General features: G+C 69.6%; 7 protein-coding genes and 1 pseudogene. 2 read left to right on the top strand and 6 right to left on the bottom strand.

Features of this window, described 5'->3' with window-relative positions:
- The first annotated feature begins 45 nt into the window (after positions 1-45).
- Positions 46-1020, top strand: coding sequence for an AraC family transcriptional regulator (locus tag GXW71_RS14380; RefSeq protein WP_211853212.1), 975 nt, complete (start codon positions 46-48; stop codon positions 1018-1020).
- On the opposite strand, the gene GXW71_RS14385 is transcribed toward GXW71_RS14380, so the two are convergent.
- Entirely contained in the window at positions 1013-1651 is a 639-nt protein-coding gene (locus GXW71_RS14385; protein WP_211853213.1) for a LysR substrate-binding domain-containing protein, read from the bottom strand. The two genes, GXW71_RS14380 and GXW71_RS14385, sit on opposite strands and share 8 nt — an antisense overlap.
- Positions 1652-1753: 102 nt before the next feature.
- Here GXW71_RS14385 and GXW71_RS14390 point away from each other — a divergent pair, with 102 nt between their 5' ends.
- On the top strand, positions 1754-2743 hold the full coding sequence (locus GXW71_RS14390; RefSeq protein ID WP_211853214.1) for a zinc-dependent alcohol dehydrogenase family protein: 990 nt from the start codon (positions 1754-1756) through the stop codon (positions 2741-2743).
- 112 nt (positions 2744-2855) lie between these two features.
- On the opposite strand, the pseudogene GXW71_RS14395 reads toward GXW71_RS14390, so the two are convergent.
- The 5 genes and pseudogenes from GXW71_RS14395 to GXW71_RS14415 form a co-directional block, all read right to left on the bottom strand.
- Positions 2856-3656 (bottom strand): annotated as a pseudogene (locus GXW71_RS14395) (NAD(P)-dependent oxidoreductase); the annotation flags it as partial.
- 27 nt (positions 3657-3683) lie between these two features.
- Positions 3684-4553 (bottom strand): 3-hydroxybutyryl-CoA dehydrogenase, encoded by an 870-nt coding sequence (locus GXW71_RS14400; protein WP_246526577.1) that lies wholly within the window; start codon positions 4551-4553, stop codon positions 3684-3686.
- A gap of 111 nt (positions 4554-4664) precedes the next feature.
- Positions 4665-5594: an electron transfer flavoprotein subunit alpha/FixB family protein gene (locus GXW71_RS14405; RefSeq protein WP_211853217.1), complete on the bottom strand. Its 930-nt coding sequence runs from the start codon at positions 5592-5594 to the stop codon at positions 4665-4667.
- A 1-nt stretch (position 5595) separates the two neighbouring features.
- A complete protein-coding gene (locus tag GXW71_RS14410; RefSeq protein WP_211853218.1) occupies positions 5596-6345 on the bottom strand; it encodes an electron transfer flavoprotein subunit beta/FixA family protein in 750 nt (249 codons plus the stop codon).
- A gap of 385 nt (positions 6346-6730) precedes the next feature.
- Positions 6731-6928, bottom strand: coding sequence for a twin transmembrane helix small protein (locus GXW71_RS14415; RefSeq protein WP_211853219.1), 198 nt, complete (start codon positions 6926-6928; stop codon positions 6731-6733).
- Positions 6929-7508 lie beyond the last annotated feature (580 nt).

Genomic DNA, 7508 nt, shown 5'->3' on the forward strand with positions numbered 1-7508 from the left:
GAGCTAGGGGAGACGGTCCGGCGTTTCCATGCTAGAAACCCCGACATGCTTGACCATTCGTCCAGCCCACCGCCTTCCGGCGATCCGCTGACCGACATGCTGCGCGGCCTCCGCCTCGACGGCGTCGAATATGGCCGCTGCCGCCTGGCCGAGCCCTGGGGGCTGCACTTCTGCGGCCAGCAGGGGCCGCGCTTCCACTTCATCGCCGAGCGCGCCTGCTGGCTGCGGAAGCCCTCAGGCGAGTGGGAGGAGCTGCAGCCCGGCGACGCCGTGCTGCTGCCGCGCGGCAGCGACCATGCGCTGGCCAGCCGCCCGGACGTTCCCATCCATGCCTTCGCGCGGAATGCCTGCACCGCGATCTGCGAGAATGTCTTCGACTACGGCTCGGCCGGCGATGGCGAAGGCAGCGTGCTGTTCAGCGGCGTGATGCGCTTCAACCTCGATGGCCCGCACCCGCTGCTGCGGATGATGCCGGAGGCGATGCGCGCGCATGAGCTGATGGCGGACGACCCGACCATCGCGCCGATGCTGGACGCGATGGTCTGCGAGGTCTCGATGGACCGGGTCGGCGCCGGCGGCATCGCGGCGCGGCTGGCGGATGTGCTCGCCGCCAAGATCATCCGGTCCTGGGTGGAGCATGGCTGCGGGGATGCGACGGGCTGGCTCGCCGCGGTGCGCAACCCCGATCTCGGCCGGGTGTTGGCCGCCATCCATTTGCAGCCGGAGCGGGACTGGAGCGTCCCAGCGCTCGCCGCGATCATGGGCGCCTCGCGGTCCCGCTTCGCGGAGGTCTTCGCGGCCAAGCTCGGGCAGACGCCGGCGCGCTATGTCGCGGAAGTGCGCATGCAGCTCGCGCGGCGCTGGCTGCAGCAGGACCGCGCCCGCATCGCGGCGGTAGCGGAGCGGCTCGGCTACGACTCCGAAGCCTCCTTCAGCCGCGCCTTCAAGCGCATCATCGGCGTGGCGCCGAGCGGGGTGCGCGGCGGTGACGCGGCCGCGCGGCGTCAAAGGATCACATAAGGCCGGGCAAGGCCGCCGCCAGGGCATCGATGGCGACCCGGACCTTCAGCGGCAGGTGCGGCGTCTGCGGCCACAGCGCATGGCCGTCATAGAGAAACTCCGGCTGGTCCGGCAGCAGCGGCACCAGCGCGCCGGCCTGGATGCGATCCCGCACCAGCCAGGAGGGCAGCCAGGCCAGGCCCAGGCCGGCGACCGCGGCATCGGCGATCGCATCCAGGTCGTCGAGCCGGAAACGGCTCACCGGCGTCACCGCCGCCGGCGGCTCGCCGTCGCGCGGGAAGAGCCAGGGGCCGGGGCGGCCCGACCGGCTGTAGAGGATGGCCTGATGCGCGGCGAGATCCTCGACCCGTCGCGGGCGGCCGTGCCGATCGAGATAGGCGGGCGAGGCGCAGACGATCATGCGCTGGCGCGCGACGCGCCGCGCCATCACCCCGGCCCTGTCCTCCAGCGCGCCGGTGCGGATCGCGAGGGTCGCAGCCATCCTCCGCCAAGTCGGCCACACGCGATCCTCGAGAAAGCGGACATGCTTGCCGACCATCGGCCCGGAGAGGCCGAGCGCGGCGGCGGCGGCCGCGAAAGAGCCGAGATCGACGGCTTTGACGAAGACGGCCATGCTCGTCAGGCGGTCCATATTCCAAACCTCTGGTTTCTTCTGTCTTGCCTCGGGCGCCATTTATCCGGCCAGCGCGCGACGCCATAGCTCATTCGGTCCGAATGATTTGGAGTCAAGCCGATGGTGCGCGTTGTCCGGTTCCATGAGCATGGCGGCCCCGAGGTCCTGCGCATCGAGGATGTCGAGGTCCCGCCGCCCGGCCCCGGCGAGGTCCGGATTCGCGTCAAGGCGCTGGGCCTGAACCGGGCCGAGGCGCTGCTGCGCAGGGGCACCTATATCGAGACGCCGCACCTGCCCTCCGGCCTCGGCCTCGAGGCGGCGGGCATCGTGGACGCGCTCGGCGAGGGCGTGGCGGGCTTCGCGACGGGCGAGGCCGTCAGCATCGTGCCGCCGCTGTCGATGGTCCGCTGGCCCGCTTATGGCGAACTCGCGACCTTTCCCGCCGAACTTGTCGTCCGGCATCCGCCATCGCTGAGCTGGGAAGCGGCGGCCGCCCTCTGGATGCCATATCTCACCGCCTATGGCGCGCTGGTCGAGATCGCCGGGCTCGGCGGGGCGGACTTCGTTATCATTACCGCGGCATCGAGCAGCGTCGGGCTTGCCGCGACCCAGATTGCCAACATGATCGGCGCCACAGTGATCGCGGTCACGCGGACCTCGGCGAAAAAGCAGGCCTTACTAGCGTTCGGCGCGGCGCATGTCATCGCCTCGGCAGAGGAGGATCTGAAGGTCCGCCTGCAGGATATCACTGGCCCGGAGGGCGTGCGCGTCGTGTTCGACGCCGTCGGCGGTCCGATATTTGGGACGCTGACGGCAGCGATGTCACGGGGCGGCATCCTCATCGAATATGGCGGCCTGAGCCCCGAGCCGACGCCCTTCCCGCTCTTCGCCGTGCTGAGCAAGCGCCTGACTCTGCGCGGCTACCTCGTGCACGAGATCACCGGCGATCCGGCACGGCTCGCGGCCGCGAAGGCGTTCATCCTGGACGGGGTGGCAGCGGGCGCGCTGCGGCCGGTGATCGCCAGGACCTTCCCCTTCGAGGAGATCGTCGCGGCGCATCGCTTCCTGGAATCGAACGAGCAGTTCGGCAAGATCGTCGTGACGGTGTGAGACCGAGCGGCCGCTACTCCGCCGCGCCGGACAGCTCGGCCACCAGCAGGCCGAGGGCAGCGACATCCAGCCCGCCGCGGCCGGAATTGCACAGCGCTTCCATCATCTGCGCGGCCGCGGCCGTCACCGGCGCGTGCATGCCGTGGTCGCGCGCGGCGCCGATCGCCAGCCGCATGTCCTTCCGCATCAGCTCGGCCCGAAAGCCCGGCGCGGTCTTGCCGTCCAGCCAGCGCTTGGCGTGGTTCTCCAGCACGAAGGATTTCGCAGAGCCGCCGAGCAGGGCTTCGCGCATCGCGGCGGGATCGAGGCCCGCCTTCTTGCCCATGACCAACGCTTCGAAGACCGCCTGCATGGTCGCGGTGATGATGAGCTGGTTGCCAGCCTTGCAGACCTGGCCGGCGCCGGCGGGGCCGAGATGCCGCACCGTCTTCCCGACCGCGGCAAACACCGCCTCGACCGCGGCGAAGGCCGCCGCATCGCCGCCCACCATGCAGGTCAGCACGCCGTCGATCGCGCCCTGCGGCCCGCCGGAGACCGGGCTGTCCAGCAGCGCGACACCCTTGGCCGCGAGGCGCTTGGCGAAGTCCGCGGTTGCGGCGGCGGCGATGGTGGAGAAGTCGATCACCACCGTCCCGGGCGCGGCCCCTTCCGCGATGCCGCCCGGGCCGAACAACACGGCTTCCACATCCGGGGTATCGGGCACGCAGAGTGCCACGCAGGCCGCACCCCTGGCGGCTTCGGCCGGGGTCGCGGCCCAGGCCGCGCCAGCCGCTTCCAGCGCCGCCGCCTTGTCGCGCGTGCGGCTGCTGACCGTCAGCGCGAAGCCGGCCTTGGCGATATTCGCGGCCATCGCAGCGCCCATCACGCCCATGCCGATGAACGCCACCCGCGCGGGCGGTGCGATCCTGTCCATTCTTGTCGTCTCCCTGGCGAAGCCTGATCAGCGCGTCGGCTTCGGTGGCGTCGTGCCGTAGTCATAGAAGCCCTTGCCGGTCTTGCGGCCAAGCCAGCCGGCTTCGACATACTTTGCCAGCAGCGGCGCCGGCCGATACTTGGAATCGCCGAGGCCCGAATGCAGCACCCGCATGATTTCGAGGCAGGTGTCGAGGCCGATGAAATCCGCGAGCTCGAAGGGCCCCATCGGGTGGTTGCAGCCGAGCTTCATGCCGGTGTCGATCGAGACGATGTCGCCGACGCCTTCCTGCAGCGCCACCACCGCCTCGTTGATCATCGGCATCAGCACGCGGTTGACGATGAAGCCCGGATAATCCTGCGCATTCGCGGTCTGCTTGCCCATGCGTTGGGCCAAGGCCCGCACCGCTTCGAAGGTCGCGTCGTCGGTCGCGAGGCCCCGGATGATCTCGACCAGCTTCATCAGCGGCACGGGATTGAAGAAATGCATGCCGATGAAGCGCGCCGGCCGGTCCGTCGCCGCCGCCAGCCGCGTGATCGGGATGGAGGAGGTGTTGGTCGCGACGATGGCGTCGGGCTTCAGCACCAGGCAGAGCGCTTCGAAGATGCGGCGCTTGATCTCCTCCCGCTCCGTTGCCGCCTCGATGACGATGTCGGCGTCCTTGAAGGCGGCATAGTCGGTCGCGGTCGCGATGCGGGCGAGGGCTGCGTCGCGCGCTTCGGCCGTCACGCCACCCTTCTGCACCTGGCGGTCCATGTTCTTGGCGATGCCGGCCAGCGCCTTCTCCAGCGCGTCCTGCTTCACGTCGAGCATGGTGACGCCGAGGCCGGCGAGTGCCGCCACATGCGCGATGCCGCTGCCCATCTGCCCGGCGCCGATGACGCCGATCTTCTCCATCGCCACAGCCTGTCTCCTCATCGCGAACGAAAAGCGGCGCGGGGCTTCCGCCACGCGCCGCCCAGCCTATTGGCCCAGCGGGCCGGAGTCCCGTCCGCGGGCGTGACAGCCCTACTTCTTGTCGAGCTCGGCCTCGAGCTCCGGGATCACCTTGAAGACGTCGCCGACGAGGCCGTAATCGGCGACCTGGAAGATCGGCGCCTCCTCGTCCTTGTTCACGGCGACGATGACCTTGCTGTCCTTCATGCCGGCCAGGTGCTGGATCGCGCCCGAGATGCCGAAGGCGATGTAGAGCTCCGGCGCGACGATCTTGCCGGTCTGGCCGACCTGCATGTCGTTCGGCGCATAGCCGGCATCGACCGCGGCACGCGAGGCACCGATCGCGGCACCGAGCCGGTCCGCAACGCCTTCCAGGATCTTGAACTGGTCGGAGGAGCCCATGGCGCGGCCGCCCGAGACCACGATGCGCGCTGCCGTCAGCTCCGGCCGTTCGCTCTTCACGATCTGGGCGCCGACGAAGGTCGAGAGCCCCGGGTCGCCGGCCGCCGGCGCCGCTTCGATCACCGCCGAGCCGCCTTCGGCGGGGACGGGATCGAAGCTCGCGGCGCGGACGGTCGCGACCTTCCGGGCATCGGCGCTCTTTACCGTCGCCAATGCATTGCCGGCATAGATGAAGCGCTGGAAGGTGTCGGCATCGATGACGCCGGCGATGTCGCTGATGATCTGCACGTCGAGGAGCGCCGCGGCGCGCGGCATCACGTTCTTGCCGCCGGCGCTGCCGGGCGCCAGCAGATGGCTGTAGCCGGGAGCCAGCGCCACCAGCAGCGCCGCGACCGGCTCCGCCAGGCCGTTCGCGAAGGCCTCACCTTCGGCCTTCAGCACCTTGCCGACGCCCGGGAGCTTCGCATGCGCATCGGCGCCTTCGGCGCCCAACACCAGCACATGCACATCGCCGCCGATCTTCTGCGCCGCCGCCACCGCCGAACGCGTCGGCTGGCTGACCGTGGACCCACTGCGGTCCGCGAGGACGAGGACGCTCATCTCAGATCACCTTCGCTTCGTTGCGCAGCTTGTCCACCAGTTCCGCGACGGAACCCACCTTCTTGCCGGCGATGCGCTTCGGCGGCTCCTCCACCTTGAGGGTCGTCAGGCGGGGTGCGGCATCGACGCCGAGATCGGCCGGCTTCATCGTCTCGATCGGCTTCTTGCGCGCCTTCATGATGTTGGGCAGCGACGCATAGCGCGGCTCGTTCAGGCGCAGGTCGGTGGTCACGATCGCCGGCAGCTTGAGCGTCACGGTCTCGAGCCCGCCATCGACTTCCCGCGTCACGGTCGCGCTGTCGGCGGTGAGTTCCAGCTTGGAGGCGAAGGTGCCCTGGCCCCAGCCCAGCAATGCGGCCAGCATCTGGCCGGTGGCATTCATGTCGTCGTCGATCGCCTGCTTGCCGAGGATCACGAGGCCCGGCGTTTCCTTCTCGACCACGGCCTTCAGCAGCTTGGCGACGGCCAGCGGCTCCACGATGCCGTCGACTTCGATCAGGATGCCGCGGTCCGCACCCATGGCGAGCGCGGTGCGGATCTGCTCCTGCGCGGCGGTCGGCCCGATGGAGACGGCGACGATTTCGGTAACCGTGCCCTTCTCCTTCAGGCGGACGGCTTCCTCGACCGCAATCTCATCGAAGGGGTTCATCGACATCTTGACGTTCGCCGTCTCGACGCCCGTCTGGTCCGCCTTCACGCGGACCTTCACGTTGTAATCCACCACCCGCTTGACGGGGACGAGGAGCTTCATGGGGAGGGCCGTGTCCTACTTATGGGGGGCGCGGCAACCCCTGGCATGGCCGCGCTTCCGATCGGCGACGGACACCACGCCCCGCCGCGCGGTGGCGACCCTAGGGGGGCAGGTCTTTACTGTCAAAATGCTAAGCTTGTGGCGCGGCGGAGGGTGATTCATTGCCCTCAGACGCCGGGCGCCGCACATCCGTGCGGCTTGGCTTCCGCGCTGTCAGGGCGGCATTGGCGGCGGCTGCCGGTCGCGCGCGGGGCCGCATTCGCGGCCCCGGGGCATCGCTTCGCTCGCCCCGCAGGAACCATTGGCAGCCTGCGGCTGCGCGAGGAGGGCTTCGTCCTCCGAAGCCTCGGCGGAGGAGGGTGCGGCCGCAGGGGCGGCCTGCCGTTCAATGCCGCTGGATCAGCATCAGCAGGCCGAGCAGCGCGAGCGCCACAGCCTGCAGCACGACACGCCAGCGCATCAGCTTGTTGGAGCGCGCCGGGTTGCCGCCCCCCGATCGCGCCACGCCGAACAGCCCGACGAACAGCACCCCCAGCACGGCCAGCATCGCGACCAGGATCAGGATGGTGAGGAATGTCTTCATCGCGTCGCCCTGGTTTGCGTGGCCGGCCTATCCCTTCCGTTCGCGCCAAGTGCGGCGAACGGGAGGGGCAGGACACTAGGACGCGACGGCCCAGGCGTCACGGCGCAGCCCGGTCGTGGCGGCCTTGCCCCAGCACCATGGCGCAAGCACCGGAAAGGCCTTGGCGTGGCGTCATCACCTGAAGGATGGCGAGCGTGAAGGGCAGCCCTCCTGTCCTGCTCACTCCAGTGCAGCAACAGTCCGGATAAGTTGCGCATACGGAATGTCGTTTCCGTTGACGCTCAGCTCAAGCCGCCGCGCGGTTATCCCCGTTATCCACAGACTGACCCACAGTTCCTGAGACTCATTGCTTAAATGAGCGGATCGTCATCCATTTGTCGTTGTGTGCTGCAACGAGCCTTGACCACCGCGGGGCTTGACCGCGCCCGCGCCGATCTGGTCCCTGCCCGGCCATGACGCGGCTCCTGACGCTCCTGCTCCTGCTCACGGTCCTGCCGCTCGGCAGCCCGGCCCCTGCGACCGCCCAGGCGGTCCCGGCCGAGCAGCCCGCCCCGCCGCCGCCCGCGGCGGCACCCGCCCC

Source organism: Plastoroseomonas hellenica (genome assembly GCF_018129085.1).
Taxonomy (GTDB): domain Bacteria; phylum Pseudomonadota; class Alphaproteobacteria; order Acetobacterales; family Acetobacteraceae; genus Plastoroseomonas; species Plastoroseomonas hellenica.